The 26,648-nt window shown below is 70.0% G+C and carries 23 protein-coding genes; 15 read left to right on the forward strand and 8 right to left on the reverse strand.

Features of this window, described 5'->3' with window-relative positions:
• The 5 genes from I5E_RS10030 to I5E_RS10050 all read left to right on the forward strand — a co-directional run.
• Window positions 1–1,901 (forward strand): primary-amine oxidase (locus tag I5E_RS10030; RefSeq protein ID WP_022906858.1); only part of this gene is annotated, 1,901 nt, incomplete at its 5' end.
• A gap of 1 nt (window position 1,902) precedes the next feature.
• The gene (locus I5E_RS10035; protein ID WP_022906859.1) at window positions 1,903–2,505 is read left to right on the forward strand and encodes a hypothetical protein; all 603 of its coding nucleotides are present in this window, start codon (window positions 1,903–1,905) and stop codon (window positions 2,503–2,505) included.
• A 130-nt stretch (window positions 2,506–2,635) separates the two neighbouring features.
• Window positions 2,636–2,818: a hypothetical protein gene (locus I5E_RS10040; RefSeq protein ID WP_022906860.1), complete on the forward strand. Its 183-nt coding sequence runs from the start codon at window positions 2,636–2,638 to the stop codon at window positions 2,816–2,818.
• Between the two features lie 64 nt (window positions 2,819–2,882).
• Window positions 2,883–3,425, forward strand: coding sequence for a MarR family winged helix-turn-helix transcriptional regulator (locus I5E_RS10045; protein ID WP_022906861.1), 543 nt, complete (start codon window positions 2,883–2,885; stop codon window positions 3,423–3,425).
• A 71-nt stretch (window positions 3,426–3,496) separates the two neighbouring features.
• A complete protein-coding gene (locus I5E_RS10050; protein WP_022906862.1) occupies window positions 3,497–4,102 on the forward strand; it encodes a TetR/AcrR family transcriptional regulator in 606 nt (201 codons plus the stop codon).
• A 6-nt stretch (window positions 4,103–4,108) separates the two neighbouring features.
• Here the strand turns inward: I5E_RS10050 and I5E_RS10055 are convergent, their stop codons facing one another.
• Window positions 4,109–4,546, reverse strand: a complete 438-nt coding sequence (locus I5E_RS10055; RefSeq protein ID WP_022906863.1) for a MarR family winged helix-turn-helix transcriptional regulator — start codon at window positions 4,544–4,546, stop codon at window positions 4,109–4,111.
• 44 nt (window positions 4,547–4,590) lie between these two features.
• Between I5E_RS10055 and I5E_RS10060 the strand changes: the two genes are divergently transcribed.
• Entirely contained in the window at window positions 4,591–5,337 is a 747-nt protein-coding gene (locus I5E_RS10060; RefSeq protein ID WP_022906864.1) for an alpha/beta fold hydrolase, read from the forward strand.
• Between the two features lie 78 nt (window positions 5,338–5,415).
• Here I5E_RS10060 and I5E_RS24465 read toward each other — a convergent pair whose 3' ends face one another.
• Window positions 5,416–5,886, reverse strand: a complete 471-nt coding sequence (locus tag I5E_RS24465; protein ID WP_148286921.1) for a hypothetical protein — start codon at window positions 5,884–5,886, stop codon at window positions 5,416–5,418.
• A gap of 216 nt (window positions 5,887–6,102) precedes the next feature.
• Here I5E_RS24465 and I5E_RS10070 point away from each other — a divergent pair, with 216 nt between their 5' ends.
• From I5E_RS10070 to I5E_RS10085, 3 genes are all read left to right on the forward strand, one after another.
• Entirely contained in the window at window positions 6,103–7,386 is a 1,284-nt protein-coding gene (locus I5E_RS10070) for an SGNH/GDSL hydrolase family protein (protein ID WP_022906866.1), read from the forward strand.
• A gap of 273 nt (window positions 7,387–7,659) precedes the next feature.
• Window positions 7,660–11,979, forward strand: a complete 4,320-nt coding sequence (locus tag I5E_RS10075; protein WP_148286922.1) for a beta strand repeat-containing protein — start codon at window positions 7,660–7,662, stop codon at window positions 11,977–11,979.
• A 372-nt stretch (window positions 11,980–12,351) separates the two neighbouring features.
• Window positions 12,352–12,855: a hypothetical protein gene (locus I5E_RS10085; RefSeq protein ID WP_022906869.1), complete on the forward strand. Its 504-nt coding sequence runs from the start codon at window positions 12,352–12,354 to the stop codon at window positions 12,853–12,855.
• 1,678 nt (window positions 12,856–14,533) lie between these two features.
• Here the strand turns inward: I5E_RS10085 and I5E_RS10090 are convergent.
• Window positions 14,534–15,637 (reverse strand): Gfo/Idh/MocA family protein, encoded by a 1,104-nt coding sequence (locus I5E_RS10090; RefSeq protein WP_022906870.1) that lies wholly within the window; start codon window positions 15,635–15,637, stop codon window positions 14,534–14,536.
• Entirely contained in the window at window positions 15,634–16,434 is an 801-nt protein-coding gene (locus tag I5E_RS10095) for a sugar phosphate isomerase/epimerase family protein (RefSeq protein WP_031262134.1), read from the reverse strand. Before I5E_RS10095 ends, I5E_RS10090 begins: the two co-directional genes overlap by 4 nt.
• Window positions 16,435–16,690: 256 nt before the next feature.
• Here I5E_RS10095 and I5E_RS10100 point away from each other — a divergent pair, with 256 nt between their 5' ends.
• From I5E_RS10100 to I5E_RS10115, 4 genes are all read left to right on the forward strand, one after another.
• Window positions 16,691–17,986, forward strand: coding sequence for an MFS transporter (locus I5E_RS10100; RefSeq protein WP_022906872.1), 1,296 nt, complete (start codon window positions 16,691–16,693; stop codon window positions 17,984–17,986).
• A 75-nt stretch (window positions 17,987–18,061) separates the two neighbouring features.
• Window positions 18,062–19,384: a carboxylesterase family protein gene (locus I5E_RS10105; RefSeq protein ID WP_022906873.1), complete on the forward strand. Its 1,323-nt coding sequence runs from the start codon at window positions 18,062–18,064 to the stop codon at window positions 19,382–19,384.
• Window positions 19,385–19,496: 112 nt separating this feature from the next.
• On the forward strand, window positions 19,497–20,087 hold the full coding sequence (locus I5E_RS22700; RefSeq protein ID WP_022906874.1) for a TetR/AcrR family transcriptional regulator: 591 nt from the start codon (window positions 19,497–19,499) through the stop codon (window positions 20,085–20,087).
• Window positions 20,088–20,179: 92 nt separating this feature from the next.
• Window positions 20,180–20,620 (forward strand): NUDIX hydrolase, encoded by a 441-nt coding sequence (locus tag I5E_RS10115; protein WP_022906875.1) that lies wholly within the window; start codon window positions 20,180–20,182, stop codon window positions 20,618–20,620.
• Window positions 20,621–20,641: 21 nt separating this feature from the next.
• Here the strand turns inward: I5E_RS10115 and I5E_RS10120 are convergent, their stop codons facing one another.
• Entirely contained in the window at window positions 20,642–21,010 is a 369-nt protein-coding gene (locus I5E_RS10120) for a VOC family protein (RefSeq protein WP_022906876.1), read from the reverse strand.
• A gap of 54 nt (window positions 21,011–21,064) precedes the next feature.
• On the opposite strand from I5E_RS10120, the gene I5E_RS10125 reads away from it, so the two are divergent.
• Together I5E_RS10125 and I5E_RS10130 are read left to right on the forward strand one after the other, a co-directional pair.
• Complete coding sequence (locus I5E_RS10125) at window positions 21,065–21,706, forward strand: nucleoside/nucleotide kinase family protein (protein WP_022906877.1); 642 nt, start codon at window positions 21,065–21,067, stop codon at window positions 21,704–21,706.
• Window positions 21,707–21,743: 37 nt separating this feature from the next.
• Entirely contained in the window at window positions 21,744–22,577 is an 834-nt protein-coding gene (locus I5E_RS10130) for an SDR family oxidoreductase (protein WP_022906878.1), read from the forward strand.
• Here I5E_RS10130 and I5E_RS10135 read toward each other — a convergent pair.
• The 3 genes from I5E_RS10135 to I5E_RS10145 all read right to left on the reverse strand — a co-directional run.
• Complete coding sequence (locus I5E_RS10135) at window positions 22,472–24,706, reverse strand: ArnT family glycosyltransferase (RefSeq protein WP_022906879.1); 2,235 nt, start codon at window positions 24,704–24,706, stop codon at window positions 22,472–22,474. The two genes, I5E_RS10130 and I5E_RS10135, sit on opposite strands and share 106 nt — an antisense overlap.
• 157 nt (window positions 24,707–24,863) lie before the next feature.
• Entirely contained in the window at window positions 24,864–26,129 is a 1,266-nt protein-coding gene (locus I5E_RS10140) for an MFS transporter (RefSeq protein WP_022906880.1), read from the reverse strand.
• Window positions 26,126–26,648, reverse strand: a 523-nt coding sequence (locus tag I5E_RS10145) for an HAD hydrolase-like protein (protein WP_022906881.1), incomplete at its 5' end; no start/stop codon positions are given. The genes I5E_RS10140 and I5E_RS10145, both read right to left, overlap by 4 nt.

Consider the following 26,648-nt stretch of genomic DNA (forward strand, 5'->3'; position numbering starts at 1 on the left):
CCCGCTTCGCGTACGTCGGCCTCGAGGAGCCGCCCAAGCACGAGGTCCTCGCATGGCAGGCCGGCGACGGCCCCCTGCCGGACCGCACGGCACGCGTGATGCTGCTCGACATGGCGACCGGTCGCTCCACGGACCGTGTCGTGTCGATCACCACCGGCGCGGTGCTGCGGACCGACGTCCTCGACGGCTCCCGGGGTCAGCTGCCGGTCCTCATCGAGGAGTTCGACGCCGTCGGTGAGATCGCCAACGCCGACGAGCGCTGGGTGGCCGCCCTGGCGAAGCGCGGCCTGTCCGCCGACGAGGTCAAGTGCGTCCCGCTGTCCGCCGGGTACTACGACTACCCGGAGGAGGTCGGCCGACGCATCCTGCGGGTCCTCGCCTTCAAGCAGGACCACCCCGCCGACCACGTGTGGGCGCACCCCGTCGACGGGCTGTCGGCCTACGTCGACGCCGCGAACCGCACGGTGACGCGGATCGTGGACGTGGCGGAGATGCCCGTGCCGACGACCTCCGGCAACTTCGACGACCCGGCGATGCAGGGCGAGCCGCTCGACCTCAAGCCGATCGTCATCACCCAGCCCGAGGGACCGTCGTTCCGCGTCGACGGCGAGTTCGTCGAGTGGGCGAACTGGCGGTTCCAGGTCGGCTTCGACGCCCGCGAGGGGCTCGTGCTCCGGCAGCTGTCGTGGCAGGACGGCGAACGGCTGCGCCCGATCGTGTACCGGGCGTCGATCGACGAGATGCTCGTGCCGTACGGCGACCCGGCCCCGGTGCGGTTCTGGCAGAACTACTTCGACACCGGCGAGTACCTGTTCGGACGCTTCACGAACTCGCTCGAGCTCGGCTGCGACTGCGTCGGCGAGATCCGGTACTTCGACGCCGTGCTGGCCGACGAACTCGGGAACCCGCAGACCATCCGGAACGGCATCTGCATGCACGAGGAGGACTTCGGCACGCTCTGGAAGCACGGTGACATCTACACCGGCTCGCAGGAGGTCCGTCGTTCCCGTCGCCTGGTGATCTCGTTCTTCACGACCGTGGGCAACTACGACTACGGGTTCTACTGGTACCTGTACCTCGACGGCACGATCGAGTGCGAGGCGAAGCTCACCGGTGTGCTCTTCACGTCGTCCTACCCCGGACGCTCCGACGACGGCGCGGACTACCCGTACGCCTCCGAGGTCGCCCCCGGCCTCGGTGCCCCGTACCACCAGCACCTGTTCTCGGCGCGGCTCGACATGATGGTCGACGGGCTGTCGAACGCCGTGGACGAGGTCGACGCCGTCCGCGTGCCGGTCGGCCCCGGCAACGAGCACGGGAACGCCTTCACCAAGTCCGTGACCCGCATCGCGTCCGAGGCGACGTCCGGCCGGCTCGCCGACGCGTCGAAGGCCCGCACGTGGTTCATCTCGAACACCGAGGAGCGCAACCACCTCGACCGTCCCACCGGCTACGTGCTGTACCCGCAGGACGCTCCGGTGCTGCTCGCCGACGACTCGTCCTCGGTGGCGTCCCGTGCCGAGTTCGCCCGGAAGCACCTGTACGTCACGCAGTACGACCCGGCGGAGCGCTTCGCCGCGGGAGACTTCGTGCACCAGAACCCCGGCGGCGACGGAGTGGCCCGGTACGTCCAGGGCGACCGGTCGCTCGACGGCGAGGACATCGTGCTGTGGCACACCTTCGGTCCGACGCACTTCCCGCGACCCGAGGACTGGCCCGTGATGCCGGTCGACTACGCAAAGTTCACGCTGAAGCCGTACGGGTTCTTCCCGCGGAACCCGGCGCTGAACGTGCCGGCGGCGATCGGCGCGACGGCCGCGTCGCACTGCTCGCACCACGCGTCCGGCGGGGTCGAGGCCGCCCACGACGCGGCCACCAACGACCACGGGCACGGTCACTGACGTGACCGACGTGCTCGGGCTCGCCGCCATCGTGCCGGCGTCCGCCGGGGCCTGCTGCACGGTCGGGGCCTGGCGCCCCGGCCGTGCGGTCGACGTGCTCGCCGCGCTGGTGATGGTCGCGGCGATGCTCGACGGCGTGTTCGCACCACGGGTCCTGCCCGGCGTCGTCTGGTTCGTGGTGCTCGCGGCGCTCGCCGTCGCGGTGGCGGCCGCGCACCGGTTCCAGACCGGTCCGGATGCGGCGGGGCCGCGGAGGGACGGGTCGGCCCCGGCGGGTCGCGACGCCTCGGCGCACGGCCGGTTCGGGCGACTGCACGCCGCGCTCGGCCTGCTCGCGATGGGTGCGCTCGGGGTCGGGGGGATGGGCGGCCCGGCCGCGTCCGGCGTCGGGATGTCCGGCATGCACGAGCACGCCGGTGTCGTCGGGGTCACCTGGCACCTCGTGCTGGCCGGCCTCGCGGTCGGTCACCTGGTCCTCACCGCCCGGATGGTGCGGGACGGCGTGCGGCACCGCTCCCCGGTGCTCGGCCTGGTGGAGACGCTCGCGATGGGGGTCGCCGTCGCGGTGATGGCGGCGGCGATGCTCGGAACGACACCGATGTAGTTCGGTTCTTCTAACAATTCGGTGCGCTAACCGTACAGAACACGAACAGTTCGTTGCCCTGATCGTTTACTCCGTGAAATAGTTCTGACGTCCACACGGGACAGCACGGATGACGAAGGGCGGTATCGCAATGCACAGCACGTACACCGGGATGCCGCGACAGACACGGCTCAGCGGGACGCACACGCGCGTCGGGCTGACCGACCCCGCCGTGATCGACGCGTACGTCCAGCGCCGCATCCAGGACCCGTCGCTGCTGTCCGGCCGCGCCGAGCCGTCCTACGCCGACTTCTTCTCGGTCCCGGCCGCCTAGACCGCGCCGTACCGGTCCGAACCAGATCCCCGACCCGAACCAGGCAGAGAGCACACCCGACCACATGCCGTTGACCGTCGTCCGCCGCGAGCACATGCACCTCTACGCCCGGGAACCCCGGACGCGTGCCGCGAAGGGTGCGCTCGAGGCCCTCCTCCGGTTGCAGCACGCCGAGGAGCAGCAGCTCGAGCAGGCGCGGTCCGAGAGTGGTCTCTCGAAGAACGAGTTCCTCGCCGTGCGGTACATGCTCCAGGCGCACCGGGACGGTCGGGCGATGAGTCCGAAGGACCTCGCCGTGATGCTCGCGGTGTCGAACGCCTCGGTGACGAAGATCGTCGACGGGCTCGTCGAGAAGGGCGACCTCGTCCGCGCCCCGCACCCCACCGACCGTCGCGCCCAGGTCCTCGAGCCGACGGACCAGGCGGCCGAGAAGATCGACGCGTCCTACGCGCGCTTCCACGAAGCCGTGGTCGGGGTCATGGATGACCTGTCGTCCGACGAGAACGACGTGCTCGCCCGGTGCCTCGCACGGATCACCGAGGCACTCGTCGGCGGAGCCCCCGCGCCGGTCGACGAGTACACGGTCGACGACGAAGCCGGCCACTGACGGACCGGATGGTCCCGCGCCCCGGCGATCCGCGCCTCCCGGAAAAAACCTTCCAGCGGTAAGTTGGGGGCATGACGCACCCCGACGACGACGCGGCCACGCCGCGACGCGGCTACCGCAAGGGAGCCGAGCGTCGGACCCAGATCCTCGACGAGACGATCCGGATGGTCGCCGACCAGGGCGTCGACGCGTCCTCGTTGCGATCCGTCGCCGAAGCGCTCGGGATCACCCACGCCGCGCTGCGCCACTACTTCCCGAGCCGCGACGAGCTGCTGCTCGCGGTCTACCGCGAGCACGAGGTCCGCGAGCAGGGCGCCCCCGACCGGATGAAGTCCGCGATCGGCGACATGCGCGAGAGCGCCTCGCGGAACCGTGCGGTGCCCGGGCTGGTGCAGCTCTACACGACGCTGGCGGCCGACGCCGTGCAGGAGGGCCACCCGGCCACCCGGGACTTCATGCGCGAGCGGTTCACCCGGTTGCGGGCCGAGCTCGCGGCGTTGATCGAGGCGGACCAGGCGTCCGGGCGGATCCGGGCGGACCTCGACCCCGTCGACCTCGCGTCACTCAGCATCGCGGCGTCGGACGGGCTGCAGGTGCAGTGGCTGCTCGACCCCGAGGCCGTGGACGGCGAGCGGGTGCTCCGGCTGCTCGAGCAGATCGTGCCGCCGGCCGGCTGAGGGGCGTCAGGCCGTCCGAGTGACGGGGGGTGCCTCGTCACGGAGGAGCGTCCCGAGGACCGTCGCGAGCGTCGCCCGGTCGTGCTCGCCGAGCGGTGCGAACAGGTCGTCGAGGACCGTGGCGGCGATGCGCTGGCCGTGCGCGAGGGTGGCGCGTCCCTCGTCGGTGAGCGAGTGCTCGATCCGCCGCCCCCGCCCCGCGGTCCGCGCGATGAGCCCGCGGTCGACGAGCCGGTTCGCGAGCGTGCCGAACGCCTGGTCGCTCTGGAAGGTCGCGACGGCGAGGTCGTGCCCGGACGCGTGCGGCATCCGGTCGATCGCACGGAGGGCATCCCACTGGACGAGGGAGACCCCGGCGTCGCGCAGGGCGCCGTCCATCGCGCGGTGGTTGCGGTACTGCGCGCGCTTGACCGCCTGTCCGAGCGCTTCCAGGTCCGTCGTCATGGTGCTACCGTATCAACATCCGTAGATAAACATGTTGAGATAGGTTGCGCAGATGTCCACTTCCTCCCCCGCTTCCCCGGACCGCCCTCGTCCTGCACGGCGGCGGTGGCCCGCAGACGGTCGCCGCGATCGCTCGGCACCTCGCACCGTCGTTCCACGTCCTCGCGCCGACCCACCCGGGCTGGGACGGCACCGACCGACCGGCCGAGATCGACTCGGTGGGGGCCCTCGCGACGTCCTACCTCGACGGACTCGTCGCCGAGGGGCTCTACGACGTGGTGCTCGTCGGCTCGTCCATCGGCGGGTGGCTCGCGCTCGAGATGGCGTTGCGCGCGGCTGCCGACCACCGCTACTCCGGCGTGGTCGGCGCGGTGGTCGACATCGACGGTGTCGGCGCCGTGGTCGAGGGTGAACCCATCGCGGACTTCTTCGCGCTCGATGCCCGCGGGCTCGCCGAGGTCGCGTGGCACGACCCCGAGCGTGGACACCGCGATCCGGCCACCATGACCGACGAGCAGCGTGCGGTGCAGCAGGCCAACGGGCTGACCATGGCAGTCGTCGCCGGACGGTCCATGAGCGACCCGACCCTGCTCGGGCGGCTCGGTGCGGTCGCCGTGCCGACCCTCGTGGTGTTCGGCGAGAGCGACCGTGTCGTCACCCCGGCGTACGGGCGCGCCGTCGCTGCCGCGATCCCGGGTGCGGAGTTCCACGTGGTGCCGGCCGCCGGCCACCTGCCGCACCTCGAGAACCCGGACGCGACCTGGGCGGTCGTCGACCCGTTCCTCGGGTGACGGCGGTCAGCCGAGGCGCTCGCTGGCCGGTCGTCATCGTTGTCCGTCACCGTCGTTCGTCAGCCGGAGCCCGGTCGATCAGCCGTAGCCCTCGTCGGTCAGGCGCCAGCCTTGCGGGGTGTGGCGGAAGCAGAACTGCCACCCCGCCAGCACGCCCGGATCGGCACCGTTCATGTTCGTCTCGGTGATGTCGACCGGGATGCACTCCTCCGCCGACCGGCCCGTCTCCTTCGCGCTCAGTCGTGAGACCGCCCCGATGTGCCGGTAGCCGAGCAGGTCCGGGTGGTCGTCGAACCACGAGGACGGGGTCCGTCCGCCGCACCAAGCGGTGGGGTCCGAGGCGCCGTCGGAGAGGGCCTCGGTGAGGCCGCAGTCGTGCGCCGTCGCGGCCCGGAGGTAGACGCGGAGGACCTGCTCCGAGGATGCGCTCGCGGGCGGGAGTCGCCGGGCCACGGCCTGCGCGTGCGTCACCGACACCGCGGTCACCGTGCCGGCGGCGACCAGTGCGACGGCGGCGATCCCACCGAGCACCACCCATCGTCTCCGCACGGCGCTCATCCTGGCAGCGGCGGGCGGCGCTGGTCGCCGGGCATCGCTGCGAGTGGGTGAGGGGGTGTTCAGCTGCGGTCTCCCTGTCCTCGTCCCTTCGCGTGTCACGCGAACGGGGAGCAGAAACTGAGCATGCTTCTGTCCTAGCGTGGGCCAGGGGTGCGATCGGTGCGCCCACATCTGTCGTGGCGCACGCAGCGTCCGGAGGGGACGCACATGCGCACGACCCGTGGTCATCGCTCTGTCGTCATCACGGCGGCGACGGTCGTCCTCGCAGTCATCGGCGCGCTCCTCCCGAGCGGCGCGCAGGCCGCTCCGGAGCCCGGCAACGAGGTGCTGCGCGGTGTGCGGTACGCCGCGTACGGTCACTCGTTCGGGCAGGTGCAACCCGGTTCTGGTTCGGTGCCGAGCAGGATGTACCCGGCGATGGTCCGTGACGGCCTCGGCGCGGACCCGGCACTCTGGTCGAACGAGACGATCAGTGGGGCGTCGACGGCGCAGATCCTCGCCCGTGCGCGCTCGACGTGGAACCGCGGCGACTACGGGGTCGTCTCGTACCTCGGGAGCCAGAACGACGTCGGCCGGCACGTCCCCGAGACCACGTTCAGGGCGAACGTCCGAGGGTTCATCGACTGGGTTCGTGGCACCGGGCCGTTCCCGCCCACGATCGTCGTCGTGCTCGACACCCCGTCGACGTCGAAGGGCTACGCGCGGTACCCGTCACCACTGACCGACGCTGACGTCGCCCGGTACAACCGCTCCCTGCGGAGCGTCGTCTCGGAGTACCCGAAGGACGGATCGGTCATCATCGCCGATGCGTCCACCGGATGGGACAAAGCGACGATGCTCGGGCCGGACGGCCAGCACCCGAACGACGTCGGACAGGTGCACATCACCGCGGCGATCACCTCCGCCTTGCGCGGTGTGCGACTCCGTGAGGGTCAGAACGTCGTGACGCCGGCTCCGGCGGTCCGCTACGACTCGTTCAATCGGTCCGACCTCATCACCGGACTCGGCAAGGACCTGCACGGTCGGTCCTACTCGACCGTCGGCGGAGTGAAGTACGGCATCACTGGTGGCCGCGCCTACCGTGCCAGCTCCGGGAGTGTCCGCGAATCCGCGGCCACCGTCGACACCGGGAAGCGCATGGTGGACATCAGCCTCACGATGACGACGATCTCGTCGAAGGGCTCGGGGCCGGTGTGGCGACTGAGCAGTGCGAAGGACTACTTCGTGGTCGACGTCCACGGGTCCGGCAAGGGCAACGCGAAGGTCTACAAGCGCGTCAACGGTCGGTTCATCCAGATCGGCAAGGCACTGGACCGCGAGGTCAAGCCCGGCTCGACCGTGCGGGTCAGGGCCGACGGCGCGAAGATCAAGGTCTACGTCGGCGGCTCCGTTGCCTACTCCAGCGCGGACAGCTTCAACGGTTCCGCGACGCGGGAAGGCATCCGGATGACCGACACCCGCGCGCGACTCGACGACCTCGTCATCCGCTAGAGCTGGAGGCGTATCGGTTCGAGCGCGGAACTTTCTACCCCCTCTAGTGGGGGAGCAGTGGTGAGGGATGCTCCGTAGCGTGCTGTGTGGTTGCACAGTGCCGTCATGGGGGCGGCTCCGCTGGCTGCGACCTGTTGAGGGGTTCTGCGCGTGTTCGCGACGTCGCCGTTGTCTGTTCGTTCTCGTTGGGTCGTGCTGGCCGTCGTCACCTTGGTGGCGCTGCTGGGGTCGTCGTTGGCGGTGGTCTCGCCACCCGCTCCCGCGGAGGCCGCGGTGACGGGCACAGGTGGGCAGTTCGTGCCGCTGCCGACGAACGCGAGGATCTTCGATGGCGCAACACCTGCCGGTTCGTCGACGACGGTGCCGGTCGCCGGGGTGAAGGGCATCCCCGCTGACGGTGTCGGCGCGATCAGTGTGCTGGCGACCGTGGCGGACGCGAACGGTACCGGGCAACTGAAGGGCCGTGCTGAGTCGAGCGACGGGCCGACGCTGCTGATGATCTACGGCAGTGGTGTGGCGGGGAACACCTCGAACACGTCGCTGCTCGCGGTCGGGGACGACGGTGCGATCCGGATCGACACGTCGACGGCGCAGTCGCGGGTGATCCTGGACGTCACGGGCTACTACACGTCCACGGCGAACGGGGTCGGTGCCGGCGGGTTCGTCCCGCTGTCGGGGACCCGGATCGCGAACACCGCGGACGGCACGAACGTGCGGCAGGGGGCGCTGTCGGGTGGGGACAGCATCACGTTCCAGGTCACCGGGAAGGGTGGTGTGCCGACGAACGCGGCCGCGGTCGCGGTCAGTGTCGTGGTGCAGAACACCGGTGGCGGCGCTGGCTGGGTGCGCCCATCACCGTCGGACGGTCCGAAGAGCACGGGGTCGTTGAACTACCCGTCGACGAAGCTGACCACCGCGATGAGTGCGCAGGTCGCCGTCGGTTCTGACGGCAAGATCACGATCGACAACGCCCCCGACGGTGGGACCGTGCAGATCCAGGTCGACGTGCAGGGGTACTTCGTCCCCAGCAACCCGGGTGGCGGGTTCACGCCCGGTACGGGCCGCATCGTCGACACGCGCACGTCGTCGAGCGTCGGCGCGAACGCTTCGGTCGCGGTGCAGGTCGCGGGTGTTGCTGGCATCGGGACGATCGAGGGTGGCTTGTCTGCGGTGGCGGTGACCGTCACGGCGATCCACTCGGGTACGACCGGTGGGTACGCGAAGGCGTGGGCTGACGGTTCGTCGGAGCCGACGGGCGCGGTCATCGGGTACGCGCCGACGTCATCGATCCGGACCACGACGGCGATCCTGCCTGTGGGATCGAACGGGAAGGTGCGGATCCAGAACAACTCCTCCGGGACCACCGACTTCGTCCTCGACCTGCAGGGCACCTACAACTGGCTGCCGGGCGGGCCGGTGTCGACGAACGTGACCGGGCAGCGGACGTCGGCGACGACGTTGCCGTTCCCGATCTCGGACCAGACCAACGCCAGCGTCGACGTCGGCTCGGGCAACCTGCTCGTCACGACCAGCGCGTTGACGCTGCCGGGCGTGACGCAGAGCACGACGATCGGTGCCGCGTACAACTCGCGGTCGACGACGACCGCGAACAGCAACACGATGGAAGCGAACCGGTGGCAGTACGCCCTCGCCGGTGCGGGAGACCTGTCGGCGAACGCTGCGGGTGTGGTCTACACGGACGCGGTCGGGACGGCGTGGCAGTTCAAGCCCACCGGTACGGCTGGTGCGTTCACGTCCCCGCCCGGCCTGCAGATGACGTTGGCGCGGGTCGCGAACGCGACGACGCGGGAGTACACGCTGACGTCGTGGACGACGAACCAGGTCATCCACTTCAGCCTCGGCGGCCAGCCCACGAGTGTCAACGACCGCAACGGCAACCAGGTCAGCTTCAACCCCGCGGCGGACAAGTTCTCTCTCGGCACCCTGGTCTCCACCGCGGGCACAGATGGTGCGAAGACGGCGAACGTGTCCTACGCGAACGGGACGACGACGTTCACGCAGACCTCCGGCTCGAGCTCGCGGCGTGTGTCGTGGGTGAAGAACGCCGCGGGCGACATCACGACGTACACGGACGCGACCGGCGCGAAGACGACGTTCGGGTACACCAGCGGGGACCTCACCTCGATCACCGCGCCCACCGGCGGGGTGACCTCGTTCACGTACGACTCCACCAAGCGGGTCACGAAGGTCTCGCAGGCCAACACCACAGCCGGGTCCCCGGGGACCGCGGTCACCCGCTTCGCGTACACGGACGGTGACACCACGCAGGTCGCCGACCCCCGCTCGAACCAGAGCCAGCCCGTCGCGACGGCGGACCACACCACGTACACGCTCAACGCAGGGGACCTCGTCACGAAGGCGATCGACGCGGCTGGTCGTGAGCGGTCGAAGACCTACAACTCGGCGAACAACGGTGTCGCGAAGTCGACGATCGGTGCGCCCGGTGACAGTGGGACGGGAACGACGTCGAATGAGTACGGCAAGAACAGCAGCCAGTCGCTGACGAAGTCCACCACCGGCTCGGGCTCCTCGAGCACCGCGGAGTACGGGTCCGGATCTGCCACGGCGTACCTGCCGTCCAAGGTCATTGACAGCTCGAGTAACAGCACGACCATCGGCTACGACGGCGTCGGGAACCAGACATCATCGCAGTCCGGGTCGGACTCGAGCGTGCAGGCGAAGGTGTCGTACAACGACGACGGCACAGTGAAGAGTGCAACGGCGCCGGGGAACGGATCGAACTCGACCATCTACACCTACGACGGCAACAAGCAGCTGTCGAAGATCACCCCGCCCACCGGCACGAGTCTCGGCGTGAAGACCTACACGTATGACGCGTTCGGCCGGGTCGCGACCGAGACCGACGGCCGGGGGAACACGACCACATACGGGTACGACAAGGACGACCGGACCACCACCACCGCGTTCAGCGACGGTACCGCGACGGTCACCAACGTCTACGACGGCAACGGCAACCAGACCAGCCAGACCTCCGCCACGGGCACCATCACCAACACGTACGACCAGCGCAACCGGCTCATCTCCACGGTGAACACTGCCGGTGGCGGGACCGTGTCCTACGGGTACGACCTCGCCGGGAACATCGCGCAGGTGATCGACTCCACCGGCACTGTGACCCACACATACGACGCGTCCGAGGTCCTCACCGCGACGACATACCCAACGAGCTCGGGCACGGCGAAGCAGGTCTACCTCACCGACCCGCAGGGCCGCCGCACCGACACCTGGCTCGGCGCCGACACGTCGGCGACGCCCGGTGTTGCTCCGGCGACCTGGAGCGCACACCTGAAGCTGACCTACGACAAGTCCGGCAAGGTCACCAAGGTGCAGGCCTGGGCCGCCGACGAGGACCCGCAGCTCGTAGTCGACACCGAATACTGCTACATGGCTTCCACCACGGCTCCGACCTGCACAGTGTCGACGGCGAACGACCGCACGAAGCTGCAGTGGGCGAAGGACAACATCACCGGGCAGGTGACCAACTACGCGTACAAGAACACCGATGGCACCCCCAGCAAGCACCTCACCGGGATCACACAGACCGGCGGCACCAACCCAATGAACTGGACGTACACATACGACGCTGCTGGCAACCGCACGGAGGCCAAGGCGACCAACGCCGCCACCAACGCTGTCATAAGTGACCAGAAGCTGACCTACAACGCCGCCGCGCAGATCACCACGGACGGGTACACCTACGACGGAACCGGCAACCTCACCGAGGCGCCGGGGGAGACGTACAAGTACAACGCGGCGCAACAGCTGACCTCCTCGACGAAGGACGGTGTGACGACCAGTTACGAGTACGCCGGCGCCGACATGAACAAGCTGCTCACGCAGTCGACGGACGGAAGTGCGGAGTACGACTACACGTATGGCACCACCGACCAGAACGGCGTCCCCGTGATCGCCACCCGCAAGCAGATCGGCATCGGTACCGCGTCGGTCGTGTCCGACCCGGTGACCGGGCAGCCACTGGATCTCCGCACCAGCGACAACGTCACCAGCCTCTACGTCCTCGACGGCATCGGGAACCCGACCACGTCGATCGCCGATACCGGCCAGATCGCGTACCAAGTCTCCTACGACGCCTATGGCGCCGAGGCCGTCACCAAGGGAGGGAGCAGCACGCAGTGGCAGCAGAACCCCTACGGGTACAAAACCGGACTCCGCGCAAGCAATAGCGACGCGGGACTGGCGAAGTTCGGGTACCGCTGGCAATCCGCCACAACCGGGCAATGGATCGAACGAGACACTCTGGACGTCCCGCTCGACCCGAGCAACGCGAACCGGTATGCATTTGTGGGCTGCGACCCAATAAATGGGTCAGATCCGACCGGGCAGTTTTCCGAGTGCACTCACGCTGTCACAGGGCTCGTTTTCGCCGGTGCCGGTCTAATCGCATCTGCCGGAGGGCTAGTCTTGTCTGGCGCGGCCGTCATTCCTTCATTCGGGGCCTCCGTGGCGCTAGGGGCTCTCAGTGTGGTGGGACTGGCTTCTTCTGCGTATGGCGTAGTCGATGGGATTGGAAGTGTTGTAAGTGCCTGTTAAGAACGATATGGCGCGCCTTCGCCGGATTCTCGCGTGGATCTTCGGGCCTATTTTAATTGCGTTGATTGTGCTTACAGTTGTCGCAGCCGTGACCGGCTTCACGCCCTGGGTGCCGTTACTGGTCGCGGCTATCGTCCTCCTTATCGCGGCTACTTTGTTCGGATACTATGGCACGTCAGCCGCGCGCAAAGGTAGCCGCTAACAGCTCGTGCAGAGCGGTCGCCGTTTTGCAAATCGGCGGCGCGTCGAACACAACGTTGGCATACATATGCGACGCGGGCAGGGAACGGGCTCACAAAGTATGCGTACGACGGGGTCGGGACCCTGACCGCAGCACCGGGTGAGACGTTCACGTGCAACGACGCGCAGCAGATGACGGCGTCGACGAAGAACGGCGTCACTACCCGGTACGAGTACGCCGGCGCTGACCTGAACAAGCTCCTCAAGCAGTCCACGGACGGCGGAGCCGATCACGACTACACGTATGGCAAGGGCATCACATCCCGCACCGTCGTCGGCACGGGGACTGCTTCCGTGATCAGCGACCCGACGACCGGACAGCCACTGGACCTGCAAACCACCGACGATGTCACGAGCATGTGGGTCGTTGACGGGGTTGGAAATCCCACAGCCGCGATCGCCGACACCGGCAACACCGCCTTCACCGTCTCCTGCGACCCCTACGGCGCGGAAACCCTAAGGGGCGTTCAGCGGCGGTCTCCCTGGACCGGTGGTTTCTCCTGCACTGCTGGCGCAGGAGGCCTTGTAACGGGAAGCGTGTCGAGCTCCAACACAAGCCCAGTGCCAACGGATTATTCTGGCGGTTGCGAGGGCGGGGTCGGGGGCGGCGCTGGCTGCGGAGTGGACTTCACCTGAACAGGGAGCATCTGGTGATCTTTATCATTGTTGGCGCGGTGGCTGTTGTCTTAGGTATGAATTTGATAATCTTTCGCAACGCCGCAGCAGCGCATGCAGAAAGACAAATGACACGTGCAGTATCATCTAGCTTCCGTCCCTCCTATGCACCTCGGTTTATAGTGATAATCGGAATAGGAATGATAGCTATCGGATCGTACTTCATTGTGGCGTCTCTGATCCGAATTTTGTCTTGACGTACCTGTCGGTCGGTGTCTCTTCAATGGAGGTGCCGGAATGCTCCTGGGTGCGCACGGCGATCCTTGGGGAGCTCTAGCCGGCTTCGCGGTCGGGTGCGGTACGGGATTGTTGAGCCAGCATGTTCGATCAGCACTACCAAGACGTAGCCTACGGATAATCGATCGACGAGCAACTTTCGACTGGTCTGGATGTGGTTCGGAGAATTGGAGAAGGTGGGTACTGAGGTGAGCGCTCTCCCTCTGATTCTGGGAGTATTACTGATCGTCGGGGGACTGGCTGCAATACCTTGGATTGCTCGTAGGCAGAGGGAGCGGCCATCGACTCCAAAGATGCGTGGAGTGGTCGCATCAGTGGGCATCGCTGTTATGGCCGTCGGTGCTCTGGTTCTGCTGCTGAGCCGGTGACGTGCGGATAGGACTGCGGCCGCCGCCCTGCCGTGCATCGATCGGAAAGGCGTTTGAGCGCGAGTCGAAGGAATGTCACAATCATGGTCTCGCCTTGACCGAAGCGAAGACGCAGGACACGACGCTTGGGTTTGCCTATGTATGTGGTTTCCAAGGGGCAAGGTCGGCGGACCTCGAGGGCGGCAACCCGAGTGCTGGTGCAGCTGCAACCGTGGATGCTGGCATCGGAGTCAGCTCAGTCAGTGATTACACGAGCACATGGGGCTGAGTGACATGCAGGGCGAGATGCTGTAACTGGACTGATCATCGTCCTCTTCGGGGTCTTGGTGTTTGTTGCTGCGAATGCTGTTGGATCGTCAATGCAACGCGGAATTGAGTCCTTGTTCGGATTGCATGGAGGAGGTGATCGAAGAATGACGTGGGGAGTGCGGGGCGCGGGCGTCTTCTTCATTTTTTCGGCATTGCGCTCGGATGCCTAGCGATATTCACGATGTAGGATGTTCGAGCGATGGCGGATCGGTCGGCCGCGGCCGAAACAGGCAGATCCAACGGAGGGCGTCGTGGGTATCGATAGATCAAGAACTGGAACCCAACGAGTCCGATACTGAAAGATAGGAAATGCCTGAAGGTGGTCCAGAAATGCCGGCCGCATGTGGTTGGAGGGCGTGGTCGGGCCGCCACCGCGTCGTACGTCTTGTTCTTGCTCTGTCCGCGGCCCTTCTGGCGATCCTGCCGATATCGTTTCGCTCCATCTCCACGTCGCCGAGCAACTTCCCCGGCTATGCAGCACTGGGCGGGACTTGGCGGTTCGCAGGTCTCCTGGAACGTCGCGGTAGACCACCCGAGGCCGGGCCTTCCGGGACGGCGCGCTCCTCCCGGATCCGGAGGTCGAGACGGTCGGCACTCCGTTTCGCGAGTGGCTCGCCGCCGCCGGGCGCTAGCTGACCCACCGGCGCCGCGCCGCGCCTCCTGGCCCCCGTGGAACGCAGAACGGCCGGTCCCTATCGGAGCCGGCCGTCCTGCGGATCGGGAACCTACGCGGTGAGCACCGCGGCCGACGGATCGAAGTCCTCCGGCAGCGGCGGGACACGGTCCACCGTCGACGTGATGTCGACCGCGGAACCCGACTCGGCCGCGTCGCGGATGCCGAGCAGCACGTCGAGGACGTGCAGCGCGACCGCACCCGAGGCGCGCTCGGGCCGGTCCTCGGCGATGGCGCGGGCGAGCTCGACGACGCCGGTGCCCCGACCCCAGGTGGAACCGACGGCCTCGAGGGTCTCGGGCTCCTCCTGGCCGTAGCGCCAGAGCTGGGAGGCACCCTCGAACGTGTTCGGGTCGGGCAGCGAGATCGTCCCGAGCGTGCCGTTGATCTCGACGAAGCCCATGCGCGGCAGCGCGTGCTGGAACGAGAACGTCGACTGGGCGGACTGCCCGCCGGCGAACTCGATGAGCGCGGCGTGGTGCGTGGGGACCTCGACCGGGAACGTCTCGCCGGCGCGGGGACCGGACGCGATCGTGCGACGCTCGAGCGACTTCGAGGACACGGCCTGTACGCGGCTGGCGGTGCCGAACGCGTGCACGAGGGTCGTCACGTAGTACGGGCCCATGTCGAACAGGGGGCCGGCGCCCTTCGCGAAGAGGAAGTCCGGGTTCGGGTGCCACGCCTCGGGACCGGGGACGTGGAACAGCGTCGTCGCGGAGAGCGGCTCGCCGATGTCACCGCGGGCGATGGCACGCAGCGCAGTCTGGATGCCGGCACCGAGCACGGTGTCCGGCGCGGTCGCGACGCGCAGCCCCTTGGCCTTCGCGGACGCGAGGACCGCGGCGGCCGACTCGTGGTCGGTCGCGATCGGCTTCTCGCTCCACACGTGCTTGCCGGCGTCGATGATCTGCTGGTCGACCTCGGCGTGGGCCGCCGGGATCGTCAGGTTGATCACGATGCTGATGTCGTCGCGGGCGAGGAGCTCCTCGACCGAACCGGACGCGGCGACGCCGTACTCCGCTGCCTGGGCCGCAGCACGGTCGAGCAGCACGTCGGCGACGAACCGGACCTCGACGTCGGCGAACTTGGTCAGGTTCTCCAGGTACTGCGAGGAGATGTTGCCGGCACCGATGATGCCGATCCCGACACGGGTCACTTGTCGTTGTCCTTCAGCCAGGCGAGGGACTCCGTGATGCCCTCGAAGACGTCGCCCGAGTACGCGTCGAACTCGACCACGCGGATGGCCTGCGGCGCGGCGGCGAGGATGCCCGCCACGTCGACGTCGCCCTGACCGGCGGGGGTCTGGTTCTCGAAGGCGCGCTGCAGCGCCTCGGGGACCACGAGTGCGCTCTCGGACGAGGGCAGCGCGGTGAGGATGTCACCGTCGACCTTGCCGTCCTTGACGTGGATCGCGACGACGCGGTCGCCGAGCGACTTGAGGACGGCGGGGGCGTCGGCCCCACCGACGGTCGCCCAGAACGTGTCGACCTCGAGCACCGTCTCCGGGCTGATCTGGGACACGAACAGGTCGTAGACCGTGCGGCCGTCGACCTTGTTCGTGAACTCCCACTGGTGGTTGTGGTAGCCGAACTGCAGGCCACGGGTGGCGGCCTCGGCGGTGAGGACGTTGACGCGCTCGGCGATCTTCGCGACGTCGTCGGCGGTCTGCCAGCGGTCGGTCGGGATGAACGGGTCGATGACGGTCTGGATGCCGAGGCGCTCTGCGGCGTCCCAGATCGGCGTCGTGTCGTCGGCGTCGATCACGGCGACGTGACCGGACGGGGCCTTGAGGCCGGTGGCGGCGAAGGCCCGCTCGAGGTCGGCGGCGCGCTCGACGAACGCGTAGGGCTCGACGTTCTCGTACCCGATCTCGGCGACACGGGCGATCGCCTTGTCGAGGTCTTCCGCGATGGCGTCGCGCAGCGAGTACAGCTGCACAGAGGTGGTGGGCATTGCGTGAGGCTCCTTCGGTCCTGACTGGGTGTCGCGACGTCCAGGTGTCGCAGCACCGGGGGTCGCAGTCCGTCGAGGAGCGATGCTCCACGGCGAGATCGAGGACGACGCTACCCCAAAAACCACCCGGTGTGTAGTTTTGCCACGCTCCGTGACGTGCGTCTTGCCATGAACGACACCTGTCGTTGTATGCTCAGCCAGTCAAAACCGTGCGAAAGATGGTTTTGACGGCAAAGCATCGACTCAAGGAGGCGTCATGAGCACACCCGAACCCGGCAGCCCGGCACTGCTGCACCCCGAAGAGGGCATCACGCAGCCGGTCAGCACGATGCGGGTGGGCATCGGCTACCAGATCGCGCTGTTCTTCGGACAGTTCGGCCTCTTCGTCGCGCTCATGGCGCCGGTCTACGTCAGCATGCAGCTCAAGGCGCAGGCCCTGGTCGGGGACGACGCCGCGAACGTGATCGGTTCCGTCCTGCCGATCGGGGCGTTCGGCGCGCTCATCATGAACCCCCTGGCCGGTGCCCTGTCCGATCGCACCCGCACTCGCTGGGGCCGGCGTCGTCCGTGGCTCATGAGCGGGGTCGTCGTCTTCGCGATCGCCCTGGCCTGGATCGCCTACGCACCCGACGTCCTCAACCTGACGCTCGCGTGGCTGCTCGCCCAGCTCGCCGCCAACGCGACCCTCGCCACCCTGCTGGCGAGCTTCGCCGACAACGTCCCGCAGCTCCAGCGCGGCCGGTCGTCGAGCATCATCGCGCTCGCGCAGAACCTCGCCGTCCTCGCCGGCACCTACCTGTCGGTGTTCTTCGTCGCGAACCTGCCCGTGCTGTTCATCGCGCCCGGCATCCTCGCGATCATCCTCGTCGCCGTCTACGCGGTCGTCGCGCGGGACGAGCTGCCGACGTTCACGCTGAAGAAGTTCACCTTCCTCAACCTCATCTCGTCGTTCTGGACGAACCCGATCAAGAACCCGGACTTCGCGTTCGCGTGGTGGTCGCGCTTCCTGATCATCCTCGCCACGTTCATGTTCACGACGTACCGACTGCTCTACATGCAGGAGCACATCGGCATCGAGCAGGCCAAGGACGCCACCGAGGCCGTCGCGTTCGGCGTGCTGCTCTACACGATCGCGCTCCTGGTCAGCGCGGCGCTCTCGGGGTGGGCGTCCGACAAGCTGGGTCGCCGCAAGGTGTTCGTCGGCGGCTCGACGGCGCTCTTCGCGGTGGGCCTCGTCGTCCTCGCGCACGCCGAGACCGTGAACGGCTTCTACGTCGCCGAGGTGATCATGGGCTTCGCCTACGGCATCTACTCGGCGATCGACACCGCGCTCGTCGTCGACGTGCTCCCGAACGCGGACCGTCCCGGCAAGGACCTCGGCGTCATCAACATCGCGAACGCCCTGCCCCAGTCGCTCGCGCCGGCGATCTCGCTCTTCTTCCTGTCGATCGGCAGCTCGCACGCCGACAACTACGTCCTGATGTGCTGGGCCGCGGGTGTCGTCGCACTCCTCGGTGCCCTTGTGGTGATCCCCATCAAGCGGGTTCGATAGCCGGCCTGGAGGCGCGGTGCGGGCCCGCCCCGCGCCTCCAGTCCGTCCACTGGTCGCGCTGGGTAGCGTGGACGGATGCTCGACGCCGACTCGCTGACCTGGGACCCGCCGGCCGGACGCATCACCGGCGTGGCGGACGGGAGCGTCGTCCGGGCGCTCGGCATCCCCTACGCGCACGCCGAGCGCTTCGCGCTGCCCGAGCCCGTCGCGGTGTTCGACGAGCCGTTCCGGGCGACCACCCCGTCGCCGGTGGCACCGCAGCCGCAGGCCACCTTCGTCGACCAGCTGCTCCACCCGGTCGAGGGCCTCGTCGCCGACGAGCACTGCCAACGGCTGTCGATCACGGCGCCGGCCGACGTCCGGCCGGGCGGGCGGCTGCCCGTCATCGTCTGGATCCACGGCGGCTCGTACGTCATCGGCGGCGGTGACCTGCCGATCTACGACGCGCGCGACCTCGTCACCGAGCAGCGCGTCGTGTTCGTCTCGGTGACGTTCCGGCTCGGCGTGCTCGGGTTCCTCGGCGACGGGGTGAGCGTGCCGGCGAACCTCGGGCTCCTCGACATCATCGAGGCACTGCGGTGGGTGCAGCGGAACATCGCGGCGTTCGGCGGCGATCCCGACCTCGTCACGGTCGCGGGCCAGTCCGCCGGGGGCGACGCCGCGGCCCACCTCGTGATCAGCGACGGCGCAGCCGGGCTGTTCCGCCGGGTCATCGTCCAGAGCGCACCGCTCGGGCTGTCGCGGGGTCGGGCGCGCATGAACCGCGCGATGACCAGGGCCGTCGGCGCCGTGCACCCGGACACCCCGCTCGACGAGGTGCTCGACCGGCAGGCGCTCGGCACCCGCGCAGCCGCGCCGTTCGGGCTGCCCGGTGGCATGCCCTTCGGCACGCAGTACGGGTTCGCGCCGCTCCCCGCCGAGCGGGACACCGGACGCGCCTGGAGCGATGCGGCCCCGTCGGTCGACGTCCTGATCGGGTCGGGAGCGGACGAGACGGCGATGTACGTGCCGCTCGTCCCCGGGCTGCGGTCGCTCGCCCGGGTGCGCGCCGTGCGGCCGCTGCTGCGCTGGCTGCTCGTGCGCCCGCTGTCCGAGGTCATCTACGGGCGGGACGTCCGTCGGTTCGCCGCACGTCACCGTGCGGCCGGTGGTCGGGTGACCTCGTACCGGCTGCACCGCGGCGTCACCGTGCAGCCGACCGGGGCCGTGCACATGAGCGACCTGCCGCTCCTGCTCGGCGGCCGCGAGGCCTGGGCCGGGTCGCGGTTCGTGCCGGAGCGGGACTGGCCCGAGGTCGAGCGGCGCGGGCGGGCCTTCCGGGCGATCTGGGCCGAGTTCGCGCGTACCGGTCGGGTGACCGCGGCGGACGACGAGACCCTGTCGTTCGACCGGGGCTGACCCGCGCCGGGGGCTGGCTCCGTGGTGCGGCCGTCCGGTGCAGCCGGGCGTCCGGCGCCACCCCTGAACTGGCGGCTCGCGGGGCGACGACGCGCCCCGGAGAATCGACGGCATGCCCGAGTCCGACGCCGACCTGCGCGCCCGCATCGTCACGGGCGCGATCGCGGCCTACCGCGACGCGGACTTCCACGCCGTCGGACCCGCCGAGGTCGCCGCACGCGCCGAGGTCCCGGAGGCCGAGGTCCGACGCGTCTACCCGCTGTGGGAGCTCCTCGTCGTGGCGGTCATGGACCGGTGGAACAACGGCAGCCGCCGTGCGCTCTGGGTCGTGGCCGAGCGGTCCGGTGCGGTCGCGTACCTCCGCGCGCGACTCGAGGTCGGACGGGACGACCCCGCGCTCGTCCGGCTCCGGACCGCGCTGCTGAGCGCTGCCTCGAGCCCCGACCACCCCGCCGCCGGATGGTTCCGGGGCCAGTACACGCGCTCGTTCGAGGACGTCACCCTCGCCCTCGCGCGGGACGTCGTCGCCGGACGGGAGCCGCGCGGCACCTCGCCCCGGCACGCCGCGGAACAGCTCGTCGCCCTCTACGAGGGCCTGCAGCTGCAGTCGCTCCTGCGGGACGACGTCGACCCGCTCGGCGGTTTCGACCGTGCGGTCGCTCGGATGCGGGTCGGCTGGGCAGCTGCCACCGCGAGCGTCTGAGCGGTCGCGCCGACCGGGTGCGGTGCCGGACCGGTCCGCCGGGCGCGGCGCGGCTCGGCACCACCGACGCGCGCACCTGGCATGGTCGGCTGATGGAGTACACGGACTACGACACACGGCTCGCCGCCTACGGCGTGGTCACCGACGGTGACCGGGTGCTCCTCGCGAAGCTGCGGATCCCCGAGGCGGGCACGTGGACCCTGCCGGGTGGCGGTGTCGAGTTCGACGAGAGCGTCGAGCAGGCCGTCGTGCGGGAGATCCGCGAGGAGACCGGCTACGAGGCCGCCGTCGGCGAACTGCTCGGGGTGCGCCACCACGTCGTCCCCGCCGAGCGCCGCATCCACGCGAACGGCCGGGCGATGAAGGCCGTGCAGGTCGTGTTCCGCGCGTCGATCACCGGCGGGACGCTCCGTTCCGAGCAGGACGGCTCGACCGACGAGGCCGCCTGGATCCCGATCGCGGACCTGCCGCACCGACGACACGGACTCGTCGTGCCGATCGCCCTCGGCTGGGCCGGCCTCCTGCACCGCTGATCCCCACCGAGGGGCGGAGCGCTACTGCTCGAGGACGCTCAACACGTTGCCCGAGGGGTCGGTGAACCACGCGATGAGCGGACCGCCCTTCCGGTTCACGCCCTTCTCGTCCGTCATGCCCTCGTACTGCAGGAACGTCACACCCTTCGCCCGGAGCTCGTCCACGGCGTCGTCGACCGACGGCACCGGGAAGTTCAGCACCGTGAACGACGCCGGCTCGTGCGCGGGCCCCTTGGGGTAGACGAGCACACCGTGACCGTCGCCGAGCTGCAGGAAGAGCATGCCGTGGTCCTCGGTGACCTCGACCCCCAGGACGTCCTCGTAGAACGCCTTCGCCTCCGGCACGTCTCGCACCGAGAACCCGCTGAACGCCTTCGTCGCATCGACCATGCGGCAAGTGAACCACCGGGGGCCGGTGTCGGCCCGCTCTGCCAGGATGAAGCCGTGCTCCCACCCGAGATGTCCGTCGACGACGCGGTCGCCCGCGCGGTCCGGCTCGCCGCGGACGGGCAGCGCACCGTGCTGGGCATCGCCGGAGCGCCCGGCGCCGGCAAGTCGACGCTCGCGCGCCGGGTCGTCGCCGGCGTGGACGCGGTTCTCGGTGTCGGCACCGCGGTCCAGGTCCCGATGGACGGGTTCCACCTGGCGAACGCGGCACTGGACGCCCTCGGCCGCCACGACCGCAAGGGGGCGATCGACACCTTCGACGGTGACGGCTTCGTCGCGCTCGTCCGCCGGCTCAGCAGCAACCGCGACGCCGTCGTGTGGGCGCCCGACTTCGACCGCCGGGTGGACGAGCCCGTCGCGGGCAGCATCGCCGTCCCGCAGCGGACCCGGCTCGTGGTGTCCGAGGGCAACTACCTGCTCGACGACACCGGCCCGTGGGCGGCGCTCGCCGAGCTCTTCACCGAGACCTGGTTCTGCAGCGTCGACGACCAGGTCCGCGTCGACCGTCTGGTCGGCCGCCACATGCGGCACGGCCGCGACCACGAGGCGGCCCGCACCTGGGCGGTCGAGGTCGACGGCGTGAACGCGGCGAGGGTCGCACCCACGGCGACCCGCGCCTCCAGGATCGTCCGGACCTGACCACCAGACCACGGCGACGACCACGACAGGAGCGACCATGACCATCGCACTCACCGGCGCGACCGGCAAGATCGGCGGCGCCGTGGCGCGCGCCCTCGCCCACGACGGGGTGCCCTTCCGGATGATCGTGCGGGACGCGTCCCGCGCGCCCGACCTGCCCGGGACGGACGTCGCGGTCGCGTCCTACGGAGACGCCGACGCCGGTCGCGCGGCGCTCGAGGGCGTCGACCTGCTCCTCATGGTCTCCGGCGCCGAGGCGGTGGACCGGCTCGCCCAGCACCGCTCGTTCGTGGCGGCGGCGGCCACGGCCGGCGTCCAGCACGTGGTCTACACGTCCTTCTCCGGTGCCGCTGCGGACGCGACCTTCACCCTCGGCCGCGACCACTGGGCGACCGAGGAGGCCATCCGTGCGACCTCGATGGCGCACACGTTCCTGCGGGACTCGTTCTACCTGGACTTCGTCGAGGACCTGATCGGCGAGGACGGCGTGATCCGGGGGCCGGCGGGCGACGGGGCCATGGCAGCCGTCGCACGAGCCGACGTCGCCCGGGTCGCGACCGAGGTCCTGCGGAACCCCGCGGCGCACCTCGACCGGACGTACGAGCTGACGGGGCCCGCGGCGGTCACGCTGCACGAGGCGGCCGCCACCGTGTCCGAGGTCCGTGGACGCGAGGTCACCTACCACCCGGAGACCCTCGACGAGGCGTACGCGTCTCGCGCGAAGTGGGACCCCGAGCCGTGGCAGGCGGACGCGTGGGTGAGCACCTACACGGCGATCGCCGAGGGGGCGCTCGCACGGGTGTCGGGCGACGTCGAGCGGGTCACGGGGCGCCGGCCGATGTCGTTGCGCGAGGTGCTGCTCGCCGGCTGACGGACCAGGCCGTCGCGCCGCGCGGGTCGCGCGGGTCGCGGCAGCGCCGGCCCGTTCAGCCGGTCCACCGACCGGCCCGGCAGGCCACACCGCCACACCGTCCACCCGACACCCGTCACCGCCCACGGGTGTGCCGGGACCCGGGCGCCCGGGTCGACGTCGGTGACCGCACGGCACCCGCCCGCCCAGGCCGCCCGCAGCACCGGGTCGGTCGCGGGCGCGCCGGCCTGCACCACCAGCACGCGCAGTCCGTCCGCGATCCGTCGGCGGACCTGCTGCGACGTGAAGACCGGCACCGATCCCGAGAACCCGCCGTCGGTCAGCACCGGCAACCCCGTCGCGTCGATCACGGGCGACGAGATGCGCCACGTGTCCGTCAGGAAGAGCGGCCCCGACTCGCGGTACCCGTCGAGCCGCCGTGCGGTCCCCACGAGGTGCCGGAACACCGCCGGGTACGGGGTCGCCGAGCCGCCCCACCAGTCCGGACGCGACACCCGGTAGGTCTCGGCACGACCGCTGGGAGCCTGCCAGCGCGCGACCCACGAGCCGACCGAGGCGTCGCTGCCGCTCCCGTCGCGTGCAGCGTCGAGCGCCTGCAGCGAGAACGCCGCGGGACCGGCGAGGAGCGCGAGTCCGGCGACCACGGCGACGGCGGTCCGGGAGGCGCGGTGCAGTCCCGGCCCGCGGCTCCCCTCCCAGCGCGGTCGCCACAGGAACGCGGCCACCGCCGCGAGCAGGGCCGCCGCCCCGACGACGAGCGCCGGTGTGGCGAGGACCGGGGGCATCGACGCACCGCGGGCCAGGAACACCCACCACCCGAGCTGCGCGGCGGCCAGCAGCACGGGCACCGCACGGAACCACGGCGACTGCGCCCGGAGCAGGCCGACGGCCCCGCGCCACCCGAGCGCCGCGAGGACGGCGAGCTGGACCCCCACCGCCGCGACGTACGCGGTGTGCGGCACCTTCGCCACCGAGAGCACGACGGCCGCGGTCGCGAGCCAGACGCCGAGCACGAGGAGCGTTGCCGAACCGGCGCGGGTGTCGAACGCCGACCCGAAGGCGCTGCCGGACCGGACGGGTGCCGTGGTCCCGGCCCGGGCGTCCGCACGCGGGTCGGACGCCGAGCGCCGTCGCGCGACGAGCACCACGGTCGCGACGACCAGCGCGAACACGGCCGCGGGGAGGAGCCACGCGACCTGTGACGCCAGGTGCGGCTCGATGAGCTTCGTCACGCCGCCGGGCCCACCCAGGCGTGTCGGCCGTCCGGCGGGACCCTCGGTCGTGCTGACGGAGCCCGGCACCGCTCCCGGCAGGAACCGGTCGATGCCGTTGTAGCCGAACACCATCGCGAACGGGCTGTCATCGGTCGAGCCGTCGATCCACGGCCGGGCGCCGGCCGGTGTCAGGGCCAGTCCGACGACCCAGGCGAGCGACGCCACGACCGACACCCCGCCGACGACCACCGCGCGACCCGTCCGGGCGCCGATGCCGAGACGGGTGCCGTCGCGGCCGGCCGTGGCGACGAGCGTCCCGAGGACCAGTGCGGGCAGCACGAACCACGACTGCAGCATCTTCGCCTGGAACCCGACGCCGACCGCGAGCCCGGCGGCGACGAGCGGCCACCACCGGCCCGTGATCGCCGCGCGTTGCCAGCAGAGCAGGGCCACCGCCAGGGCCGCCGTCACCATGCCGTCCTCCATCGGGTGGGCGAACATCGAGACGAAGATCGGCGTCGTCGCGGCGGCACCCGCGGCGACGAGCCCCGTCCCGACCCCGGCCCACCGGAGTCCGACGAGTGAGCAGGCCCAGAGCGTGACGAGGCCCTCGACGACCTGGGGGAGCGCGAGTGCCGCGGTGGAGTCGCCGAACAGCCGGATGCTGAGCGCCTGGGGGACCGCGAACCCGCTGAGCTTGTCGAGGGTCACCGTCGCCGACGGGTCGAACGCACCCGAGAAGAGCGCCGGCCACGACTCGGACATCGACCGGGCGGACGCCTCGTAGAACCCGGAGTCACCGCCGCGCGCGAGGTTCCAGCCGAGCAGCACGGTCATGCCCAGAGCGATCAGGAGCAGCGTGCCGCGCGCCGCGAGCGCCTGGTCCCGCCACCGGGCGGGTCGTCGAGTGTCCACACTGCAGGACCTTGGCCGCACCGGATGACGGTGGCCCGGGACCGCGCCGCCAGCTCACCCCGAAGCCGTGCGCCGCGCTGAGACGACGTGTGGGTGCGACACGTCGTCACCAGCGGATCCGCGGTCGAGCCGGAACGCGATCTCAGGACCGACGGTGTCAGGCGACGCGGCGGGCCGCGATCGTCCCGACGACCCCGAGCGTCAGCACCGCGACGAGCACCACGAGCAGCGGTGCCGTCCAGTCGCCGGTGACCCCGTGCAGCGACCCCGCGACGAGCGGCCCCGCGGAGCCCAGCAGGTACCCGCCGCCCTGCACGAACGCCGACATCCGACGGGCGTCGGCGTCGCTCGACACGATCCGGACGATCACGATGAAGATCACGGTGATGCCACCGCCCTGCGCCGCGCCGCCGAGCACGGACCAGAGCAACCAGAGCTGCGGGGCGAACAGCATGCCGAGGGGCATCGCGAGCCAGAGGAACGCGACGAGGGCGATGATCGCGCGCGGACGCCACCGCGACGCGAGCACGGGGACACCGAGCGCCCCGACGACCGCGAGGATCTGGAACACCGACGAGCTCGCGCCCGAGGACGCCTTCGAGAAGCCGATCTCGTCGTGCAGCAGGGTCGGGATCCACGCCGTGAGCGCGTAGTACGAGAACGCCTGCCCGCCGAACGCCAGCGTCAGACCCCAGGTGATGAGCCGACGAGCCGGGCGCACCGGTGCGGACGCCGCACCGCCGTCGACCGTCCGGATCGCCCCCGTGCCGAGCACCTGGTCGATCGGCCCGGTCTCGACGACGGGCTCGATCGCGGCCGGACGGCGCCACGCGGCCCGCGCCCCGACTGCGTACGTCCAGGCCAGCCCGGCGATCACGGCGAACACGGCCCAGACCGCGATCGCGACCGGCCAGCCCCCACACGCGGCGATCGGCGCGGTGCGGAGTGAGGTGATCATCGACCCGACGTTGAGTGCGGACGTGTAGACCCCGGTGACCAGGCCCACCCGCTCGGGCGAGGTGTCCCGCCGGATGACGACGGGGATCACCACGTTCCCGATCGTGATGCCGATGCCGATCACGGCGGTGCCGACGAGCAGGGCCGCAGCCGAGGGCAGCGACCGCACGACGGTGCCGGCCAGGACGATGACGAGCGAGAGCGACACCGCCCGCTCGGGGTCTGCCTTGGCGATCACCCAGCTGGCGAACGGCGTCGCGAGGGCGAAGCAGAGCACCGGGATCGTCGTCAGCAGACCGGCGACCGTCGCGGTCAGGCCGAGGTCCGCCCGCACGTCACCGATGACCGGCGCCGTCGCGACGATCGGCCCGCGGAAGTTCAGCGCGATGAGGACGATGGCGGCCGGCAGCAGCCAGGCGGCACCGCGCAGTCCCGCTCCGGCCCGGCTGCCCGCCCCGGTCGTCACGAGGACGGCAGCAGGATCGGGAGCAGGTCGAGCGGCGTCGCGGCCTGCGCGATGGTGCCCTCGGCCTCGGCGGGGGAGCCGTAGCCCCACGCGGCGAAGATCGTCGGGACACCGTGCGCGGCCGCTCCCTCGACGTCGTGCCGGCGGTCCCCGATCAGCACCGGGCGGCTCGTGTCGAAGCCGCGGGCGTCGAGGCGGCGCAGTGCCTCCTCGACGACGTCGGCCTTCGAGGAGCGCACCTCGTCGTCGCTCGCGCCCGTGATGATGTCGATGTCGCCGGTCAGGCCGTAGTGCTCGAGGATGTACGTCGCCGGCGTCTCGGGCTTGCTCGTCGCCGTGGAGATCGGCAGCTCGGCGGCGTGCAGGGTGCCGAGGACGACGTCGATCCCGGGGAACATCGCGGAGTCGAGTGCGCCGTGCGAGAGGTAGTGCTCGCGGTACACGGCGAGCGTGTGCTCGGCCTGCTCGGCGTCCATCCCCATCGCGTCGCGGAAGGTGTCGAGGATCGGCGGACCGACG

This window comes from Curtobacterium sp. B18 (assembly GCF_000333375.1).
Taxonomy (GTDB): Bacteria; Actinomycetota; Actinomycetes; order Actinomycetales; family Microbacteriaceae; genus Curtobacterium.